Raw genomic sequence first — 20,034 nt, forward strand, 5'->3', positions numbered from 1 at the left:
CCATGGCCCTGCTAGAAGTCGAGAACCTGCAGACGCATTTCGGCACGCCAGACGGGGTGGTGCGCGCGGTCGACGGATTGTCCTTTCACGTCGAGGCCGGCGAAACGGTCGGTATTGTCGGCGAGTCCGGCTGCGGCAAGTCCGTCACGTCGACGTCGATCCTGCGGCTGGTGCCGGTGCCGCCGGGCAAGATCGCCGGCCGTGTCCTGTTCGAGGGCAAGGACCTGGTGAAGGCCAGTGAGCAGGAGATGCGGAACCTGCGCGGCAATGCCATCAGCATGATCTTTCAGGAGCCGATGACCAGCCTGAACCCGGTGCTGACGGTGGGCCGGCAGATCGGTGAGACGGTGCGGCTGCATCAGGGGATGAACGCCAAGGACGCCGAGGCGAAGGCGGTGGAGATGCTATCGCTGGTCGGCATCCCCGCCCCTGGCCGCCGCGTGCGGGAATATCCGCACCAGTTGTCTGGCGGCATGCGGCAGCGGGTGATGATCGCCATGGCGCTGGCCTGCAATCCGCGCCTGCTGATCGCCGACGAACCCACGACGGCGCTGGACGTGACCATCCAGGCTCAGATCCTGGACCTGATGCGTGACCTGAAAAGCCGCATGGGATCGGCGATCATGCTGATCACCCACGATCTGGGCGTCGTCGCGGAAATGGCGCAGCGCGTCGTGGTGATGTACGCCGGCCGCAAGGTCGAGGAAGCGCCGGTTGCGGAGATCTTCGCCCACCCGATGCACCCCTACACGCGGGGCCTGATGGGTGCGATGCCGAAACTGGGCTCCTCACTGGAGAACAACGCACGCGGCAAGCTGGCGGAGATCGCCGGGTTGGTGCCGAGCCTGCGCGAGCCGATCATCGGCTGTGCCTTTGCCGGCCGCTGCACCATGGCAACCGATCTGTGCCGGAGCATCGCGCCGGCCATCGAAACCAAGGCACCGGCGCACAGCGTGGCGTGTCACTACGCCGGCGAAAGGATGGCGGCATGACCGCGTTGCTGGAAGTCAACGCGCTGCGGAAGCACTTTCCCATCCGCAGCGGGTTGCTGGGCCTGGAAACCGCCAAGGTCTACGCCGTCGATGGCGTGACCTTCGACATCAACAGGGGTGAGACGCTGTCGCTGGTGGGTGAGTCCGGCTGCGGCAAGTCGACGGTCGGCCGCGCCATCCTGCGGCTGTTCCCGCTGACCGATGGCGAGGTCTATCTGGACGGCGAGCGCATCGACAACATGCCTGCCGGCAGGATGCGGGCGATGCGCAGGCGCGTGCAGGTGGTGTTCCAGGACCCGTTCAGCAGCCTCAATCCCCGCATGCGGGTGCGCGACATCCTGGCGGAGCCGCTGATCAATTTCGGCATGGCGAAGAGCCGGCGGGACCTGGATGAGCGGGTCGCCCAGTTGATGGACCAGGTACACCTGCCGCGGGAGGCGGTGCATCGGTTTCCACACGAATTCTCAGGCGGGCAGCGGCAACGCATCGGGATCGCCCGCGCCCTCGCGCCGGGGGCGGACCTGATCATCTGCGATGAGGCCGTCTCCGCGCTGGACGTGTCGGTGAAGGCGCAGATCATCAATCTGCTCGCGGAACTGCAGGACAGGCTGGGCCTGACGCTGCTGTTCATCAGCCATGACCTGGCGACGGTGGAGCATCTGACCCACCGCGTGGCGGTGATGTATCTGGGCAAGATCGTCGAACTGGCCGATCGCCGGGCACTGTTCGGACAGGCGCACCATCCCTACACCCGGGCGCTGCTGTCGGCGGTGCCGGTGCCCGATCCGACGGCCAGGCGCAAGCGGATGATCCTGACCGGCGACGTGCCCAGCCCGATCAATCCGCCCAGCGGGTGCAAGTTCCATACACGGTGCCCGTTCGTGTTCGATCGCTGCAGGATCGAGGAGCCGGTGCTGCGGCCCGTCGGCGACGATCGCGGACACGTTGCGGCCTGTCACCTGGATTCCGTTCCGGACGCGGTGCCGGCGGCGGCCTGAACCGCCCGCCCGGTCGTCATCCGCTGGCCAATCGTCAAGCCCTGGCCGGTCGTTATCCCCTGGCCGGTTGTTACCCCCTGGCCGGTCGTTGCGCCGGTCGTCACGCCTTGGCCGGCCGTCGCGCGCCGGTCGTTACGAACCGGCCTGATCGGCGCAGGGCGGCGTGCAGGCCAGGTGGACCTGATCGAAGTCCTGGGTGAAGCGGACGACGATGGGCAGGTTGTTGATCGCGAACAGGACGATCAGCAAGGTCACGACGCCGAGGTAGATCCTGCCGGCCAGGTCACGCCCGCTCAGCCATGGCGCCAGCCCCGCGGCCAGGGCAAAGACCAGGAAGTGCATATGGGCCGCGTAGATGTACAGGCTGCCGCGAAACTGGAAATCCAGGTGGAAGATCAGGTTCGCCGCCAGCGCCACCGCCAGTCCCGCCGCGAGCACTCGGAAACGCGGGTGCAGCAGCGCGGCGACCGCGCCGGTCGCCCAGAACAGCAGCCACAGTACAACCGCGACCTGTCCGGTCCCGCCGAACGACCAGGCCCTGAAATCGCGCATGTTGATCCCCTCGGGCAGCAGCAGCCAACTGTAGCGCGGCGAGACGAAGGAGAAGCCGAGGAAGGTCGCCACCACTTGCAGCGCCCCGGTGCGCGGCCCCTTCGTCTGCTCCCACCAGACATGCTTCAGTGCCAGGATCGGGTCCCGCAACTCGGCCAGCAGCGGATGGAACCAGACCGCGCAGGCCAGCGCGACGATCGGCACGGCGAGGATCAGGCCGAATACGATGCATCGGCGGATCGCCCGCCAGAAGCCGTCCCGATGCCAGGCCACCATCATTTCGGCGATGAAGCTCTGCACCACGTTGGTGACCGTGGTGCCGAAGACCAGCACAGCCACCCCGTAGCGCAGTCGCCGGAAGCGGGCGGGGTCGCGCAGACGCGCCTGGCCGACACACCAGGTCGCGGCGATCGAGAACGCCGCAACGCCATAGGTCTCGGCGATGATCGAGGTGAACATCTGCGCGCCGGACACGATGAACAGCAGCGCCAGCGCGATGGCGATGGGCCGCTCCACCGGAATGCCGCGCAGGAAGGCATAGCTCAGCGCCACGGTGCCGGCGCCGAAGCCGGACATGAGCAGCGCCGCCGCTTCCTTGCCGGTCAGGCCCAGCGCCAGCAGCGGCCAGGCAAGCGGCCGCAGCAGCACGAACAGCGGGTGTTTCACGTTGAGGAAATCCGGCGGCGTGCTGGTCAAGGCATCGACGGTGCGGATCGGGTCGAAGTCGAACGCCAGATTGTAGTATTCCAGGTAGTGCCCCTGGGCGAGCCGGAACCCGAGCGGCGCGTAGAGTACGAGCGACAGCACCGCCAGCAGTGCGGCGGCGGTGACGTCGGCCGGATGCAGACCGCCACGCGCGCGGAGGGCATTGTCCTGCCGGATCATCGACGCCGAAAGGGTCACGTCACATCCGGCAGGACCGGATCGCCCAGGAATTTCCGATAGACGAATTTCAGTGGCTTTTTCAGCCCGAGCGCTTCCGCGGTGCGGCGGATCCAGGGCAGCCACACCTGATTGAACTCGATGTCGATCAGTGTTGCGGCCGTGCCGATGGGATTGCGCCGGGCGTATCGGGCCAGGAACCGGATATAGTCGGCGCGCGTGTAAACCTTGGCGTTTCCGCCGACCTTGGCGACCAGCGGCGTGAACCGGGGGTACAGGTGCGTGTTGATCAGCCGCGTCTTCATGAAATTGCCTATCAGCAAATCATCGAAATAGCCCCACGTGGCCGTCTCGAGCAAGGAGCGACGCGGCACCATGAACGCGATGCCGCGACGCTGTTCGTCCCGCCGGCCGCCCGGCGGGTTCAGATCGACCCGATGGGACTCGCCCCCGACGGTGAATTCGACGAAATCGATATAGCGGCGAACCAGTTGGAACCGGTGCATGAAGGCTTCGACACGGTGCCATTCCTCGGCCGACAGGGTCTCGGCCCAGTCATCCTCACCCGTCGCGTCGGTGATCTGGCTGGTGTCCGATTCCTGGGTCGGATGGTTTCGCGTCACCTCGCCGGTGGCCAGATCGATCGTGACGAAGGGCTCGATGATCCGGATATCCGGCCGGTGCCAGTGCGTTTGAATGTCGTTCCAGGTAATCCGGTATGGGTTGGCCCATACGGAATCGGATCGTACATAAATGTGTTGGGAAGAGGAGACGCAGAAGCTCCCGACCCCCAGTGTCTCGGCGATGCGCGCGGTGCGCCAGATCATGCCGCGCTTGCGTTCGTCCGGCGGACCGGCCAGCGAGTTTCCCGTGTCATCGACGAAGTTGAACATGTCGGCGTCGATCGCACACAATGCCAGCATATAGGTTTTCCGCCGGTCGTATTGCCGGACCAGACGGCGGATGAATCCCGTCTCCCCACACAGCGGCGAATCGTTCAGGTTCACGATCAGGCTGTCGCCGGCCTCGATCAGCAGGATCGCGTCCTGATTGAGATTGTCCATGCACATGACCCGGACGCTGTCCGACAAACGCATCCACTGCCGATAAGCCAGGATGGTGACGGCGAACCCGGCTTCCCGCAACGAATCGGCGATTTCGCCATGATAATGGTCGGGCAGCAGGATCCTGGCGCCGCGCGGCAGGGTGGCGAGCGAGTCATGGTGCAGATGGTCGGGATGACCGTGCGAGATCCAGTAATAATCGGCCTGCCGCATGGCGGCGAGCTGCGCGTCGGACAGCGGATGGTCCAACGCCCAACTGCCGAAATAGCAGGTGCCGAACAGCCACGGATCGGTGGCGAGCACCGGATGGCCGTCCTCCCGCACCAGGACGGACGCATTGCTGAGTGTCTCAAACGAACAAGGCAATGTCCCGCCCCCCTAGTCTGTTCCGGCCGCCGCCGGAAAGCACGTGTCATCCGATGCCGAAAGGCAGCAGGCCGGCTGGATGACCTGCATTCCGTCACTGGCACGACACCGACAGCCGCAAGCCAAGCACGCCTTGTAGATCGCCGTTAAGTGCGGAATCAATACGATAACGTGCGGTCACGGGAAACGCCGGTACCCCATCACGACCGTGCAACAATACCGGCACCGTATGGCGCGCGGTTCTGCCCTGCTACGAAGCCTTTCATGGCTTTCCCCGCCGCCGGACGGCATGGCGGCGGGTCCTTCCGCCCTGCTTGTGCCGGACCGGCACCCGAACTATCCGGCCACGCATTCCCAATCGGACGATCCGCCCATGCCCAGTGACGCCAGCCGGTCGGCCCCATCCCCCCTGCTTGAGGCGGCTGGCCCGCTCCTGTTCTGGCTGCTGCTGGCCGCCGCGGTGCTGGTGGTGATGGTCCTTGGACCGATCGCCACCAGCGACGGACCGGCCCATGTGGCGATTGCCCATGCGATCACCGTCGCCGGCGATCCGGCCTGGCCCATGGTGAACCGTCTGTACGACATCAGCCCGATCCTGACGCCCAACGCGCTGGGCCACTACCTGCTCGCCGCCCTCATGCTGATCCTGTCCCCGGCGGTGGCCGAACAGACCATCCAGATCCTGTGCATCGGCGGGGTGCCGCTGGCCGGTTGGCTGCTCCTGCGCCGGCTGCACCCCTCGGCCGGCTGGCTGGCCCTTCTGCTGTTCCCGGTGGCGCTGCAGGCGACCTTTCTGATGGGCCTGTACAATTACAGCCTCTCAATCAGCTTCTGCCTGCTGAGCATCTGGGCCTATCTGCGCCTGCGGGAGCGTGCAACGGCCGGCGCGGCACTGCTGCTGGCATTCCTGCTGCTGGTTACGCTGGCAAGCCAGGCCCCCGGCTGGATCGAGGCCATCGCCGCGATCGGCACCATGACCGGTGTCGAAACGGGGCTGCGATGGCTCCATGGCCGGAATGCCGGCGCAATGTCTCCTGGCGCGTCCCGCGGCAAGCCCCTGCGCGAACCCTTGGCCAAGTCCCCGGGCGCGGCCGAGGGTACGGCCTGTCCCGATACGCCTCTGGGCACGCCGTTTGGCGTGACGCTCCGGCTCCTTGCCATGGTCCTGGCCTCGTCTCTGCCCTCGCTGCTGCTGTTTCTGTGGTTCATGCGGCAGAGCACCGGCTTTCCCACCGTCTATGGACCATCCCTGGTGGCGCGGCTGATCGCCGTGATCCTGGGCCAGCCGTTCTCGACCATCGGACGGGCGACGGCGCTGTCCAGCCTGCTGCTGATGGTCCTGATCATCGGCCTCTGCGCCGCCGGCCTGCTTACCTGGCTGCGCAATCCAGCGCGCTCGGCCGCCAGCCTGCGCCTGGGCGTCCTTCTGGTGCCGGTGGCATTTCTGGCCGTGCTCGCGGTGATACCGGATGAGGCGGGCGGCGGATGGACCCATACCTGGCGGGCCCAGCCATTTCCCCTGATCGGCCTTGTGCTGGCCTGCGCGGTGCTGCCGCTGCCGCCCCGGCTTCGTTTTCCCGCCACGCTGCTCGCCGCGGCGATCGCACTGGTCTCCATCGGTATGGTCGCCAAGGTCCAGGCCATGGACCTGCCGCCGGTGCTGCGTGAATTCAACGAAGTGGACGGCGTGATCCCGCCCCATTGCACGATCGCGCCCGTGCTGAGCCAGTTCAAACTGGACCCGGCCAACAGGGCGCAACTGGTCTACCACCCGCTGTTCCACGCCGCGAGCCGGTTCGAATTGCGCGACGACCGGCCGGTCCTGTTCAGCTACGTGGCCCGCCTGCCGGTCTATCCGGCCCGTTTCCGCCCCGCCATGGACCCGCAACGGTTGCTGTACGGGTGGCAGCCATTCCAGCGCGATACGCATGTCGTGACGATGGATATCCCCCGGTTTGAAGCCGCCACCGGCCTGCCGGTGGATTTCGTGCTGCTGTGGGATGTTCCCGACGCGCCGCCGGCGGGTCCCTTTGCCCAGATCCGCCGGGACATCGACAAGGCGGGCTACCGGCCGGTGTTTCGCAGTTCGGGGGGGCGCATGGAAGCGTTCAGGCGCCCGGGCACCAGTGGCTGCGGGCCTTCCCGCGGCGCCGCGCCATCAGGTTGATGTGCTCTTGTCGTCCAGCAGCGCTTGTCCAGTACCGCCGGCTGCCGTTCCAGCAGGCTCGATCGTCCGAGAGTCTGGAGCGCGATCGCCTGAAGCCGGCCGTGAGAAGGCGTGAATTGCATTCTCGAATCAAAGAGTTGGTAGAGCACGCCAGGGTCAACCCGACCTTGGCATGCTCTATCTGAAGCCGGATCAGACCGAATGACCCTCGGCATCCGGCAGCGCTTGCGCCGGTCGCCGCAGCACGCGGTGGGCCCATGCCCAGCTGGTCGTGCCCAGCTTGCCGACGGATTCAATGACCGGTCCAAACCAGGCCTTTGCCAGGCCGGTGTGCGGCTGCGCCGTGTAGCCGGCCAGGCCGAGCTTCAGATCCTCCCGCCCGTGCGGCAGGTAGAGCGTACCGAACAGCCAGTCGAACAAGGCCCAATGCTCCGCGAAGTTCTTGTCGATATGGCGCGGCAACGAGCTGTGATGGATCTGGTGTTGCGCCGGGCTCATGATGATCCGGCTGATCACCGGGCCGAAATAGACCCAGATATGGGAATGGTGCAGGTGATGGCCGAGGATGAAGAACAGCGAGCCGAACACGTCCAGCCCGAGCGCCGGCAGCACGCCGGTCCTGCCGGCATACAGGTAGAGCAGCGGCCCCATCAGGGCGCCGGTGGTCAGCGCCATGAAGACCCCCATGATCGGCTTTTCCAGCGGGTGCACCCGGGCGGCCGTGAGGGGGGAGAGAACTTCCGCGGAATGATGCAGCTTATGGATCGCCCAGAGCGGCGGATAGACATGCGCGGCCCAGTGAAAGAGGAAGTAGCCGAAATCCGACGCCATCGAGAACGCCATGGCGAACAGGACGATCGCTACGGGGTTCCACGGTCCCACCGCCTCCCGCGCCCCGAACAGATGGGTGAGCCCCAGCGTGATGCCGGATGCCACCAGCGCGCCGGAGATGCGCCAGGTGATGTTGAGTGCGCCACCGCCGAACAGGACGAAGTTGAAGAAGCCGACCTTCATGTCGACCAGGGTCGAGGGATGGCGCCAGATCGTCCGCGGGAAGCAATAGGCGAACAGGCCGCCGGTACGGTTGCGGTACCTCCGTCTCTCGTAACGGAAGGCAACCGTGGCGATGCATAAAGCGGCGGCCATGCCCCACCAGGGGAAACGGCCCGGATGATCGATCAAGGGACCGGCCGCATACTCCAGAACGCGCTTGGCCGGTTCCACCGAACCCTGCAGACCGGACGGCAGAAGATGAGAGAGCGCGTCCCCTGACGATTGTATGGCGCTTTTGATTTGTTCGTCCCACACTTGACTGTGGCCCCGTCCTTGCGGAGCCGATATTTACGCCAGCGCCCGAACGGGTTCCAGAATTTTCCGAGACATGTCGCAATCTGTCGAGCGACACTGGATGGCAGGACGCCGCGAGGCGCCGAGGCGTGTCACGCGTCGGCGGTTTCCAGCGCCGCGGCGGCCTCAATCGGCTTTCCGGTCCGCAGCGCTTCATGCACCGCCCGCCAGGTGGTCAGCGCGCCGCCCAGTTCCGACGTGAAGAACGCATAGAACTCATCGAGCCAGCGCAGGAATATCTCCAGGTCCTGCCGCGTCTTCACATAAGGTGTATTCCCCGGCTCCAAGGATGGCGTGTGATAGGTCAGCACGAATACCTTGTGCCCGTCCGACACCATCACGCGAGCCAGACGCTTGGCTTCCTCGATGGTGATGCCTTCCGGCGTCAGCTTGATCCGCTCCAGCAGGCCCAGGCGCGCCAGAATGGATGGCAAGCCGGTCCATTCGCTCTTGCGGCCGAACAGCGCCGCCTTCAGACGGTGCGGAATGTCGGTGATCCGCCCGACCAGCGTCGCCGATACCGGCAGCTCCAAAAGCGTCCGTTCCGCATCGATCCAGAACGGCCGCGACGTCATGTCCCAGAAATCCGGGCCGCCCTGGCCGCCGAAATCCCAGTACGGGATGACGCTACAATCGGCCTGGTAGCCGAAATGGCTCAACATCCGTCCGGTATTCGGGCCGACGCCGTAGCGGCCGGCTCTGAAGATGCGCGGCCGCACGTTGAACGCGGCCTGCAATTCCTCGGTCAGCCGCTGGACCTTGGCGAATTCCAGCGCCGGCGGCAGGTTGCCGACATAGCTATTCTCCGAAGACACATATTCCGCGTAGGGCGGCGTCACCCATGGGTGCAATTGCGCGCCGATATCGCACAGGCCGGACTGCAGCAGCTCCCGCAACGGCGCCCGTCCGGCGTCCTGGGATGCGACCGGAAAATCCACCATGTAGGCCGGGATCACTCCGTGACGCTCAAAAACCCGATGCGCGAGATGCTGCGACCGCATCGATGTCACGTCCGTCCAGGCGCGGGAGAAGGGACGCGTCCAGTCGAAATCCTCCTCGGCGTCGATCGTGGTGATCAGCACCGGCCGGGTCAGGTGCGCTTCGGAGGCCGGAACGTGACAGCGCCGATCGACGATCGACGCACTCAGATGCAAGGTCGCCTGGTGGTCCGCCTCGAACGGGAATGCGACGAAGCTGTCGTCATTCGGGTCCCGTGTACGCGCGGAGCGGCCTTCGACCAGCCGGCGCATCGTCCGCCTGATGTCCAGCACCGGCGCCGGCAGCGACGCCACCGCGAAATGCGCCAGGTTGCGCACGCTGGCCTCGTCCTTCACCGCGGTGCGCAGAAGACGCCGGGCGGTCGGCAGGTCGCGTTCGAACAGCGCCTTGCAGCCGAAGTCGAAGATCATCTGGTTGCGCTTCCGCCGCACCTTGTCGGCCGGCAGCGAGAAACGCGTGGCAATGTCGTCGAGATTGAACAATGAGGCGCGCAGGAAACGGTCTGAATGCGAGGAGATGCCAATCCCCCTGGTGTAGTGGAAGAGCGGCTCCGGACATGTCACCAGGCGCCACCGGGACGCCGCCATCCGCATCCATAGATTATAGTCCTCGACGCTGATCAGCTCCTTGGCCTCATTGAACCCGCCAAGCTCCTCGAACGCCTGCTTGCGGAGCATGACCGAGGAATTGCTGACCCAGTTGCGTTCCCACAGGTCGTCAAAGGTCAGGACGGCCGGCATGACCTCATCCTTGTGGTCCGGCATGCAGTGGATCATGCCGACCGCCGGATCTTCCGCATACCGCAACTGCCGGGCCAGCTTCTCGGGGAACCACCAGTCGTCGGCGTCCAGCAGGGCCAGCCATTCGCCCCGCGCCTCGGCGGCGCCGCGGTTTCGGGCCGATGCGGGGCCCCCATTCTCCTTGCGGATCAGCCGCACGGGCGCGGGATAGGCGGCGGCAATCTCGGCGGTGCGGTCGCGCGAGCCGTCATCGATCACCAGCACTTCCACCGGCGGGTGCGTCTGCGCCAGCACGCTGTCGATCGCTCTGCCCAGATGCGTCGCGGCGTTATAGGCCGGGATCAGCACGCTGACCGTGGGAAGTGGGCTTTCAGCCAAGTCGACGTTCCGCCTCAACAGTTTCGTACATTGCAATCATCGCCCGCGTCACCGCGCCCGCGGAGTATCGGGCCTGGACATGGCTGCGCCCGGCCGCGCCCAGCGCCTTCCGCTCCGCCGGTTCGGTCAGGCGCCGAAGGCCGCGCGCGAATGCTTCCTCATTGCCGAGGTCACCGTATAGCGCCCCAGGCCCGGCGATGGCACGGAAATCCGCCGTATCATTGCACAGGACGGGCAAGCCGGTGGCGAGCGCCTCCAGCAGCACGATGCCGAACATCTCATAGAGCGACGGCAGCACGAAGGCATCGGCTGCTCGGTACAGCGCCGGCATGGCATCGCGCGGCAGGTCGAGCAGGAACCGCACCCGGTCGCCAAGCAACGCCGTTCCCTCGGCGATCAATTCATCCGTGTCGGGTTCGCGGCCACCGGCGATGACGAGATAGACGCCGTGCGGCGTCCGCGCGGCGGCGAAGGCGGACAGCAGCGCGTCGATCCGTTTATGGCGGCGGCGGATGGCGGCGCAGCACAGCAGGATGGTGCCTTCGGCCGGCAAGCCGAACCGGGCTCTCGCGGCGGCTCGGTCGCCGGGGCTAAAGCGCACCGTGTCGATGAAATTGGGAATGGTGAAGACACGCTGATCCGCTGGCTGCCGGGGCGCCCATTCGGCCGCGGCCCCCGCCGTCAGCAGGTGCAGGTAGCGGAATCGCCGCATCACCTCCGGCCCCTCGCCGGTGCCGTTGGCGTAGATGACCGCCGGTTTCGACCATCCGGCGCGACGGGCCCGCTCCAGCCAGATCGCAATCAGGGGATCCTGCACATGCAGGATATCGAAGCCGTGCCGAATGCGCCGCCACAGTGCCAGGGAGAAGCTGGTCTGCTCCACGTCGTACGGCGAGCCGAAGCCATAGCGCCAGCCACCCAGGTGCCGAAGCCCGCCAGCCAGCCCGCGCGCGCCGGTGCCGCCGCGGCGCAACGTCGGCAAGGCGATGGCGCCGCCGCACGGCGCGCCGGAGAACAAGGTGACGTCGGCGCCGGACGCGCCGAGGGCCTGCGCGAGGTCGGAGGCCCAGGACTCGATCCCGCGCTGGATGTGTCCTAGGCCGGAGCAGGCAACGGCGATCCGCGGCCTCGCGCTCAACCCGCGACACCCCGCGATGGCCACCGGCGGTCCAGCAGCGCCAGCCAGAAGGGTGCGCCGCGACCAAGCAGCAGGCGCAGCAGGGCCGGCGGGCGCCGGTCCGGATCGTAGGCGCCACCGCGGCCGCGCACCCCGTCCCAAAGACCGGCGATGACGGCCTCGACCGCCCTGGGCTGGTCGCGCATGCGGACGATCTGGGCCAATCGCTGCCGCAGGAACCACAGGCTGGACTTCCGCCACCACACCGGGCCCGGCAGCTTGCGCCAGAGCAGAGGGTAATTCCGGCTCATGAAATAGTGGACATAGGGCGCCACGGTCGCCGGCGCCTCTACCGGCTGCTTGAACGTGTGCAACACGACGACATCGGGCAACGCCACCGCCTTGAAGCCGGCGGCGTGGCAGCGGAGGGAGAAATCGACATCCTCTACATAGGCGAAGAATTGCGGGTCCAGCGGGCCGATCGCCCGCAGCAGGTCCCGGCGGACCAGCAACGCGGTGCCGAGAAGCAGGACCCGGTGCGGACATGTCCGCTGCCAGACCGCCGCCTGCGCCGGATCGGCGGTCTGGCTGGCGAAGCGGGCTTGCGGGTCGAAGATGGCCAGGCAATGTTCGGGCACGTCCGGGCGATCGGCGGCATGAAACACGGGGCTGACAAGGCCGATCCGCTGATCCGCTTCGGCCGCCGCGACCAGCCGCGCCAGCGCATCCGGCGGCACGACGGCATCGCTGTTCAACAGCCAGACATAGTCGGCGCCATCCTGCAACGCTCGGCTGATGCCGGCATTGACGCCGCCGGTGAAACCCAGGTTCACGGGGTTGCGGATCAGCAGCGCGTCCGGCGCCGCAGCCGCGACGCGCTGAGCCGAACCGTCGATCGAGGCATTGTCCACGACGATCACGCGCCATCTTGGGTAGGACGTGCCGGCCAGCGATCTCAGGCACCGGAGCGTCGCTTCGGCGTCGTTCCAGTTCAGCACCACGACGGCGACCAGGGGCTGATCCGCTGCCGGTTGACCAGAAGCGGACGGCGTCGTGGTGACCTGGATCGCGATAGCTTGGGTCGCGATCGCTGGGGTCGCGATGGATTGATTCGCGATAAACGGGCTCGCTGCGGGGTTTTCTCGCGAACCGCCGGCCGCGTCGCCGGCGGCTGCCAGGGTCATGTCATGCGACGGGGACCGCCCGCCCCTGCACCTCACCCAGCAATTGCCGGAAGTACTCCGCCGTCCTGCGCAAGCCATCGTCCAGCGCGACGGTCGGCTTCCAGCCGAGGACGGAGCCGGCGCGGGTGATATCCGGGCAGCGCTGCAGCGGATCATCCTGCGGCAGCGGCCGGTGGACGATCTTGGATCGGGACCCGGTGATGCGGATCACCCGCTCCGCCAGCTCCTTCACCGGGATTTCGTGCGGATTGCCGATATTGATCGGGCCGGTGACGTCCGCCTCCGTCTCCATCATGCGGATGAAGCCTTCGATCAGGTCGTCGACGAAGCAGAAGGCGCGCGTCTGCGAGCCATCGCCGTAGAGCGTGATATCCTTGTTCTGCAATGCCTGGACGATGAAGTTGGACACCACCCGTCCGTCATTCGGGTGCATGCGCGGGCCATAGGTATTGAAGATCCGCACCACCTTGATCTTCACCTTGTGCTGGCGGTGGTAATCGAAGAACAGCGTCTCGGCGCATCGCTTACCCTCATCGTAGCAGGCGCGCGGGCCGAGCGGATTGACGTTGCCGCGGTATTCCTCGGTCTGCGGGTGGACGGTGGGATCGCCGTACACCTCGGAGGTGGAGGCCTGCATGATCGTTGCCCCGACCCGCTTGGCCAGACCCAGCATGTTGATGGCACCGATGACCGAGGTCTTGGTGGTCTGCACCGGGTCGTACTGGTAGTGGATGGGCGAGGCCGGGCAGGCCAGGTTGAAGATGCGGTCGACCTCGACATACAGGGGGAAGGTGATGTCGTGACGCATCAGCTCAAAATGCGGGTTGCCCAGCAGATGGGCGATGTTGTCCTTGCGGCCGGTAAAATAATTGTCGACACACAGGACATCGTGGCCGTCGGATATGAGGCGTTCGCAGAGATGGGAGCCGAGGAAGCCGGCGCCGCCGGTGACCAGGATGCGCTTGCGGGTAAGGGACAATGCAGAAATCTCCCGATTGCAGGCGCGGACTTTAAGGTTTCCCCCGCGTGAAGCCAATGGAATTTGCTTGTCTCACCGCTGTCGGTTGCCCTAGCTAGGGCACCTTCCAGCAAGGTTGCGGTGCCAGTCTGGCTCCGTGCCACCAAGATCCCGGTTTGGATGCTGTTATCAGTCCCTCGTGAGGTCTGCCTGTCCGCGCCCGTCCCTCGCTCTCAGGCCAGTGCGGGCGCCTCGCAGGCATTCGTTTCTCCGTGGCCAGAGACGTGACCGAACCAGTCGGTCCCGGCGGTTCCGTCGCACGCAGAGCGGCAAGCGGTGTCGGATGGATCATCGCCTGGCGAATGGTATCCCGAAACCTCGGGCTCCTCAGTACATTGGTGCTGGTTCGCCTGCTGTCGCCCGGTGACTTCGGCCTTGTCGCCCTGGCAAACGGCCTGATTTCGATGGTTGACGCGCTGACCTCGATCGGGGTGTACGACGCCCTGGTCAGGGCGCGCGATCCCAACCGGGCAACGTACGACACGTGCTTTACCGTGAATGCGCTGCGCAACATCGCCACGGCGATTGTCATCGTGATCGTCGCAGAACCCGTTGCTATTTTGTTCAATGATCACCGCCTTACGATCGTTATGCTCGCATTATCCGTTCGCTCGCTTCTGAGCGCGGGTCTCAACGTCAGGGTTGTGGATTTCCGCCGCGATCTCGATTTCCGGAAAGAGTTCAACCTCAACACCTGGTGCCGGGTGGTCGGGATCATTGCCACCGTTTCATGTGCCCTGATCTGGCCGTCCTACTGGGCCTTGATCATCGGCCTGATCAGCATGCACATCGTCCAATTGCCGCTAAGCTACTGGATGGTTCCATATCTGCCGCGTTTCAGCCTCGCCGCCTGGCGCAGCATATTCAGCTTCTCGATGTGGACCTGGGCGCAGACATTGCTCTTGCAGGCTCGCGACCGTACCGACGCCTTCGTCATCAGCCGGTTCGTCGGCACCAAGCCATTCGGCACCTATTCCGTGGGCCTCGAACTGGGCACCCTGCCAGCGACGGAACTTATGGAGCCCCTCAGCCGGGCGCTGTTTTCAGGTTTCGCCACACTCCATAATGCGGCAGCGGGAACTGGAAAGATGTTCATCGACGTGTTCGGTGTCAGCGTCATGCTGGTTCTGCCGGCTGGCTTTGGTATTTCAATGGTAGCCGATCCGATGGTCCGGATCATGCTGGGCGATCAGTGGACCGCGGCAATCATCGTGGTCCAGGTGATTGCGCTGTCATCGATCAGCTCGACGTTCGTCCAACCAGCAGGGGCGCTCGTAAACGCCATCGGGCGCCCCCATGCAGCGTTCTACGTGGGTATCGTATCCGCGATCGTGAAACTTGTTACGATGTTGCTGCTGGTTCCCGCGATCGGACTATTCGGCGCGTCGCTGTCGCTCGCGATCTGCAGTGCCGTGGAACTGATCCTGTTCGCCGCTGTGGTCCTGCCGCGTGTCGGAGTGACCGTCGGTGCACTCCTTCGCCAGATGATAAGGCCTGTCATCGGGGCTGGTGCGATGATTGCGGTTCTGTGGTCGCTGCACATGGCCTGGACACCCGCTGACGCAAATACTTACCTTGGCACATGCATCGACGCCGCGCAGCGCTCGCTGGTGGGGGCAACCGTCTATGTCAGCGTGGTTGGATTGCTGTGGCTGGCAGCGGGACGTCCCTCCGGGCCGGAGCAATTCCTGCTGTCCACAGGGATGCAGATGCTTCGGCGCTTTTCGGTGGTCCTGCCAACCATGCTCCGCCGCATCGGCATCAGCAGACGGGCGGGAGCCTGAAACCGCCTTGCAGACCACCACGATAGACGCAAAGTCCATGGCACCGGCGCCGGCCCAAGGTTCTTCGTCCGCCCCGCATATCGTGATCTTTGAGCCGGAAGCCACCGGCCACCAGATGGATTTCGTCCGCTATCTGCTGGATGGCATCGACACGGGCATACCCCGTGCAAGGGTGACATTGCTGACCACGCAAGCTTCGGCAGCCCATGCAAACTGTGTTCGCCTCGTCTCCACCCATGCATCTCTATTGCGGATCCGAGTCATCCCCGACATGCGGGACAGTTCCATGCTCCGCACGCTGATCGGCAGGTTTTACGCAAGACAATGGCAGACCGGCAGCCAACTCAAACGCGGCCTCCGGGCGCTCGCCGCGGAGGAAGCTATTGATTTTGTCCTGATTCCCCATCTCGAATCCGTCGGACTGCCAACGCTGGCCTTGCGTCCCCATTTGCTGCTCGGACGCCGGTGGGCGACCATTTCAGTTGGTATCCGCTTTCATCATCGGCAGGCTGGCATTCTGGGACCGGCCGGATGGCGCGACCTCGCGCAGCGGATTTGCTTTCACATGCTTCTGCACCGCGCAGATCTGGTATGTTTTGGTGCGGTGAATCCCTATCTCGCTCAGACCGTCCGTCACCCGAAGATAGCCTGGTGCCCCGAACCGGCCCCCCTCTTTGTCCCGGCAGATCCCGGGGAGGCTCGGCGCTTCTATGGGCTGCGCCCGGACACACTGGTCATTCTGGTGTTCGGCTTCATCGATCGCCGCAAATGTGTCGGGCCCCTGTTGGATGCGATCGCTTCCCTGGACGAATCACATGATATCACCGTCCTGCTGGCCGGCACCCAGCATGCAGGGCACATGCAATCCGTGCTGTGCAGTCCTGCCGCACAGGAACTTCGACGGCGGGGCCGGCTGGTGGAAGCGAACCGCTTTATCATGAGCGGCCGCGATATCGATCCAATGAATGTCGCCGATATAGTCTGGGTATTCTATGATGCGGGTTTCGTATTCACCGGCAATGTCCTTGCTCGTGCCGCCCGCGCCGGACGTGCCGTCATCGCCAGAAATACCGGGGTCATTGGCAGACTGGTCAACGACAGCGGTTGCGGACTCGTACTGTCGAGCGAGGCACCGGACATTATTGCAGAGGCCGTTCTTGAACTCGCCCGTAGCCCGGAGGAGCGGGCACTGATGGGGATGCGCGGCAAGGCGGCCTTTGCCGACCATTCACCCGAAGCCTTCGCGGCACCGATCGTAGCGAAAATCGCCGAGACCCTTCCAGCGGAGTCGAGCCGTGAAAAATGCGACTGACCAAGGGACCGCGATACCTGCCGCCTATAGCAAGGAACGGCGTGAAATCGCCCCCCTGTTACCAGGCAGGTTCGATTCGGTGCTGGAAATCGGATGTGGTTCCGGGTCCACAATGGCATGGCTGAGGCGGACACGTGCGGTCGAGTATGCTGCCGGCGTCGAATATGCGGAAGCCGCCGCCAGTCTGGCGCGCCCGCATTTTGACGATCTGGAGATCGGCGACGCAGCGACCACGCCCATGCGGTTTAAGCGAGAACATTTTGACCTGGTTCTGGCATTGGACGTTCTGGAGCATATCCCGTACCCGGAGACGACGGTCGCGCGACTGGCAGAACGCCTTAAACCGGGCGGCACCATGGTTGTTTCATTACCAAACATCGCGCATTATCATGCATCGGTTCCACTGTTTCTTCGCGGTCAGTGGACGTACGGGCGTGACGGCATTCTTGACCGCACTCACCTGCGGTTTTTCTCCGAGGCTGGGGCACGCGCCCTGATAGAGGGAAGCGGCTTGCGGATTACATCCATACGCTACAATTTCCACTACCCCAGTCCGCTTTCATGCTTCGGCGTCACAAATCCGAAATGGCTATGGGCCAGCCGGCGGCTGGCAGGCCTGTTTTTGATTTGGCCGAAGCATCTATTCAAATATCAGTTTTTGATTGCAGCGACCCGGCCAAAAGAGCGAGCACGTGAAGACGGCCACTGAGCCCAGCGGCATCGATCTGATTATGAAATTTTATTGACAGGACGCCCTTCCAAAACATATGGCACGATTTGATGGTCAAATACCTTCAGCGCCGCCCCGATCGCCTGGTGCATGTCCAGATACCGATATGATCCCAGGCGCCCGCCAAAAATGACATTTGGCTCGGCCGCCGCCATCGTCTTGTAGACATCGTAACGGTCCTTGTCCGCCGGGCGGTCAATCGGATAGTACGGATCGTCTGCCCGGCCGGCGAACCGGGAGAACTCCCGGAAAATGACGGTCCGCTCCGTCTGATACGACCGCTCCGGGTGCAAGTGCCGGAATTCATGAATCCGGGTGAACGCCACATCGGCGTCCGGATAGTTTATCACGCTGGCGCCCTGGAAATCGCCGACCGCCACGACTTCCCGCTGGAAGTCCAGCGTTCGCCAACCCAGTACACCCGCTTTGTATTCAAAGAACCGGTCGATCGGGCCGGTAAATACGACGGGTGTCGTCGCCGGGATACGATCCCGCACGGCGAAATAATCTGTATTCAACACGATATCGATGCCAGCGCGCCGCAGCATCCGATTGAAGATCTCCGCATATCCGGCAAGCGGCAAGCCTTCATGGTCGTCGGCAAAATAGAAATCGTCGAAGGTCAGCCGCACTGGCAACCGCGTGATGATATCCGGCGGCAGCTCCCGCGGGTCGGTCTGCCATTGCTTTGCCGTATAGCCCTTGATGAAGGCCTCATACATCGTGCGCCCGACCAGGGAGATCGCCTTCTCCTCCAGGTTTCGAGGCGTGCCGATCCCGCTCGTCGCCACTTCCGCCGCGATCAACGCCTTGGCCTCGGCGGGGGAAAGAAAGCGCCCGAACAAGGACGACAGCGTGCCAAGGTTCATCGGCATGGTGAAGAAGCGGTCGCGGTGCCGCACGATCACCCGGTGGCGATACCGGGAGAAGCCCGAGAACCGGTTGACATAGTCCCACACGTTCCTGCTGCTGGTGTGGAACAGATGCGATCCATAGGTGTGGACTTCGATGCCGGTATCCGGATCGGTCTCAGACCAGGCATTGCCGCCTATATGATTGCGCTGCTCGATCACGCAGATCTTCAGGCCAAGTGCCTCGGCGCACCGCTCCGCAAGCGTGGCGCCAAAAAAGCCGCTGCCGACAACGATCAGATCAAAGGCAGAAAAATCCATCACCCGGCCAGACTTTCTCGCATGCCGAACGAGCTAGCATGCCCCGACAGATATCGGAATGATTGGCTGGCCCATCCAAGAACGTTGAAATGCCCTGGTCCGACCTTTAGGGTCCGACCGCCGGGATGAGAGGCTCCGGCGCAAGGGGTGGCGGGTAAAGCAAGGCTGCATGACCATCTACGTTCTAAACCCGCTGAATGAGCCCGTGGCGTCCGGCGGCGTGCAGAAGTTGCACGATCATGTGGAGATCCTCAATGATGCCGGGCTGGATGCCTGCATCGTCAATCCGCCCGCGTTTTCCCCCTGGTGGTTCACCACCCGCGCCCGTATCGTTCGTCCGCCGGTAACGCTCCGGCCCGGCGACCTGCTGGCAATCCCCGAGGTTTACGGCGACAACATGGCCCGGATCGCACCGGGCGTACCGCGCATCTCGGTCAATCAGAACGCTTTCTTCACGTTTGAGAACGTCAGGGACCCGGCGCGGCACCCCTATCTGCACTGCGCATCCTTGCTGGGTATCATGACGATGTCGCAGCACGACGCCACGTACCTGACGCACACATTCCCGGGCGTGCCGGTGCGCCGCGCATTCTACCGGATCGATGCGGATATGTTCGGTTTCGCCGCGGGACCCAGGCCGAAGAAGATTGCCTATATGCCGCGCAAGCGGAAAGCCCTGGCCTATCAGATCGTTGGCTCACTGCATGCGCGGGGTGTCCTGGCCGGATGGGACCTCCAGGAAATCCAGGGAATGACCCAGGCGCAAGTCGCGGAAGCACTGGCAACCACACGGCTGTTCCTCAGCTTCAGCCAGCGCGAAGGTTTCGGCCTGCCGCCGGCCGAGGCCCTGGCGCGCGGCTGCCACGTCATCGGCTACGCCGGATGGGGCGGCAATGAGTTCTTCTCGGGTCCCAACGCCACGCTGGTCCTGGAAGACGACCTGGACGGCTTCATCGGCGCCGTCGCGGACTGGCTCGTCGGCCCGGGCTGGGATGAAGAACGCAGCCGGTCCGGGTCGGACGCCATCCTCCGCACCTATTCGAAGGAAACGGAACGCGACAGCGTCCTGGCCGCATACGCCGCGCTGCAGGCACGGTATCCGGCCGGCAGCACCGCCACCGGCACGATCACCCTGCAGGAACTCGCCGTTCCCTACCGCAGCCCGCTGAGACGCTTGGCGGGCCGCGTCAAGGCCAAGCTGGAGCACCTTGCCGGGTTATGATCCGAACCGG

At 64.6% G+C, this 20,034-nt stretch carries 15 protein-coding genes; 7 read left to right on the top strand and 8 right to left on the bottom strand.

What is annotated here, in order from left to right; all coding sequences use genetic code 11:
- Positions 1 to 2: 2 nt before the first annotated feature.
- Together VHC04_RS07255 and VHC04_RS07260 are read left to right on the top strand one after the other, a co-directional pair.
- A complete protein-coding gene (locus VHC04_RS07255) occupies positions 3 to 992 on the top strand; it encodes an ABC transporter ATP-binding protein (RefSeq protein WP_325679533.1) in 990 nt (329 codons plus the stop codon).
- Positions 989 to 1,990 (top strand): ABC transporter ATP-binding protein, encoded by a 1,002-nt coding sequence (locus VHC04_RS07260; RefSeq protein ID WP_325679535.1) that lies wholly within the window; start codon positions 989 to 991, stop codon positions 1,988 to 1,990. The genes VHC04_RS07255 and VHC04_RS07260 overlap by 4 nt, the downstream gene beginning before the upstream one ends.
- Positions 1,991 to 2,122: 132 nt before the next feature.
- Here VHC04_RS07260 and VHC04_RS07265 read toward each other — a convergent pair whose 3' ends face one another.
- A complete protein-coding gene (locus VHC04_RS07265; RefSeq protein WP_325679537.1) occupies positions 2,123 to 3,445 on the bottom strand; it encodes a hypothetical protein in 1,323 nt (440 codons plus the stop codon).
- Positions 3,442 to 4,854, bottom strand: coding sequence for an MBL fold metallo-hydrolase (locus tag VHC04_RS07270; protein ID WP_325679539.1), 1,413 nt, complete (start codon positions 4,852 to 4,854; stop codon positions 3,442 to 3,444). Before VHC04_RS07270 ends, VHC04_RS07265 begins: the two co-directional genes overlap by 4 nt.
- 373 nt (positions 4,855 to 5,227) lie before the next feature.
- Here VHC04_RS07270 and VHC04_RS07275 point away from each other — a divergent pair, with 373 nt between their 5' ends.
- Positions 5,228 to 7,021, top strand: coding sequence for a hypothetical protein (locus VHC04_RS07275; protein WP_325679541.1), 1,794 nt, complete (start codon positions 5,228 to 5,230; stop codon positions 7,019 to 7,021).
- A gap of 192 nt (positions 7,022 to 7,213) precedes the next feature.
- On the opposite strand, the gene VHC04_RS07280 is transcribed toward VHC04_RS07275, so the two are convergent.
- The 5 genes from VHC04_RS07280 to VHC04_RS07300 form a co-directional block, all read right to left on the bottom strand.
- A complete protein-coding gene (locus VHC04_RS07280) occupies positions 7,214 to 8,203 on the bottom strand; it encodes a sterol desaturase family protein (protein ID WP_325679542.1) in 990 nt (329 codons plus the stop codon).
- A 257-nt stretch (positions 8,204 to 8,460) separates the two neighbouring features.
- On the bottom strand, positions 8,461 to 10,485 hold the full coding sequence (locus tag VHC04_RS07285; protein ID WP_325679544.1) for a glycosyltransferase: 2,025 nt from the start codon (positions 10,483 to 10,485) through the stop codon (positions 8,461 to 8,463).
- Complete coding sequence (locus VHC04_RS07290; protein ID WP_325679546.1) at positions 10,478 to 11,623, bottom strand: glycosyltransferase family 4 protein; 1,146 nt, start codon at positions 11,621 to 11,623, stop codon at positions 10,478 to 10,480. Before VHC04_RS07290 ends, VHC04_RS07285 begins: the two co-directional genes overlap by 8 nt.
- Complete coding sequence (locus VHC04_RS07295) at positions 11,620 to 12,864, bottom strand: glycosyltransferase family 2 protein (protein ID WP_325679548.1); 1,245 nt, start codon at positions 12,862 to 12,864, stop codon at positions 11,620 to 11,622. The genes VHC04_RS07290 and VHC04_RS07295 overlap by 4 nt, the downstream gene beginning before the upstream one ends.
- On the bottom strand, positions 12,788 to 13,765 hold the full coding sequence (locus VHC04_RS07300; protein WP_325679551.1) for a UDP-glucuronic acid decarboxylase family protein: 978 nt from the start codon (positions 13,763 to 13,765) through the stop codon (positions 12,788 to 12,790). Before VHC04_RS07300 ends, VHC04_RS07295 begins: the two co-directional genes overlap by 77 nt.
- Positions 13,766 to 14,028: 263 nt before the next feature.
- Between VHC04_RS07300 and VHC04_RS07305 the strand changes: the two genes are divergently transcribed.
- The 3 genes from VHC04_RS07305 to VHC04_RS07315 are packed head-to-tail and all read left to right on the top strand — an operon-like array spanning position 14,029 to position 17,609.
- Positions 14,029 to 15,588 (top strand): oligosaccharide flippase family protein, encoded by a 1,560-nt coding sequence (locus VHC04_RS07305; protein ID WP_325679553.1) that lies wholly within the window; start codon positions 14,029 to 14,031, stop codon positions 15,586 to 15,588.
- A gap of 7 nt (positions 15,589 to 15,595) precedes the next feature.
- Positions 15,596 to 16,900 (top strand): glycosyltransferase, encoded by a 1,305-nt coding sequence (locus tag VHC04_RS07310; RefSeq protein ID WP_325679554.1) that lies wholly within the window; start codon positions 15,596 to 15,598, stop codon positions 16,898 to 16,900.
- Positions 16,884 to 17,609 (top strand): class I SAM-dependent methyltransferase, encoded by a 726-nt coding sequence (locus VHC04_RS07315; RefSeq protein WP_325679556.1) that lies wholly within the window; start codon positions 16,884 to 16,886, stop codon positions 17,607 to 17,609. Before VHC04_RS07310 ends, VHC04_RS07315 begins: the two co-directional genes overlap by 17 nt.
- Positions 17,610 to 17,629: 20 nt before the next feature.
- Here VHC04_RS07315 and glf read toward each other — a convergent pair whose 3' ends face one another.
- On the bottom strand, positions 17,630 to 18,802 hold the full coding sequence (gene glf, locus VHC04_RS07320) for a UDP-galactopyranose mutase (RefSeq protein WP_325679558.1): 1,173 nt from the start codon (positions 18,800 to 18,802) through the stop codon (positions 17,630 to 17,632).
- 169 nt (positions 18,803 to 18,971) lie between these two features.
- Here glf and VHC04_RS07325 point away from each other — a divergent pair, with 169 nt between their 5' ends.
- A complete protein-coding gene (locus VHC04_RS07325; protein WP_325679560.1) occupies positions 18,972 to 20,024 on the top strand; it encodes a glycosyltransferase in 1,053 nt (350 codons plus the stop codon).
- Positions 20,025 to 20,034: the final 10 nt, after the last annotated feature.

It is taken from the genome of Rhodopila sp., assembly GCF_035548095.1.
Taxonomy (GTDB): Bacteria; Pseudomonadota; Alphaproteobacteria; order Acetobacterales; family Acetobacteraceae; genus Rhodopila.

Bases quoted from the DNA above. Each gene is read 5' to 3' on its own strand.
- VHC04_RS07275 (WP_325679541.1), top strand. From the start codon at position 5,228: ATGCCCAGTGACGCCAGCCGGTCGGCCCCATCCCCCCTGCTTGAGGCG.
- VHC04_RS07325 (WP_325679560.1), top strand. From the start codon at position 18,972: ATGACCATCTACGTTCTAAACCCGCTGAATGAGCCCGTGGCGTCCGGC.
- VHC04_RS07260 (WP_325679535.1), top strand. From the start codon at position 989: ATGACCGCGTTGCTGGAAGTCAACGCGCTGCGGAAGCACTTTCCCATC.
- glf (WP_325679558.1), bottom strand. From the start codon at position 18,802: ATGGATTTTTCTGCCTTTGATCTGATCGTTGTCGGCAGCGGCTTTTTT.
- VHC04_RS07295 (WP_325679548.1), bottom strand. From the start codon at position 12,864: ATGGCTTGCGCAGGACGGCGGAGTACTTCCGGCAATTGCTGGGTGAGG.
- VHC04_RS07255 (WP_325679533.1), top strand. From the start codon at position 3: ATGGCCCTGCTAGAAGTCGAGAACCTGCAGACGCATTTCGGCACGCCA.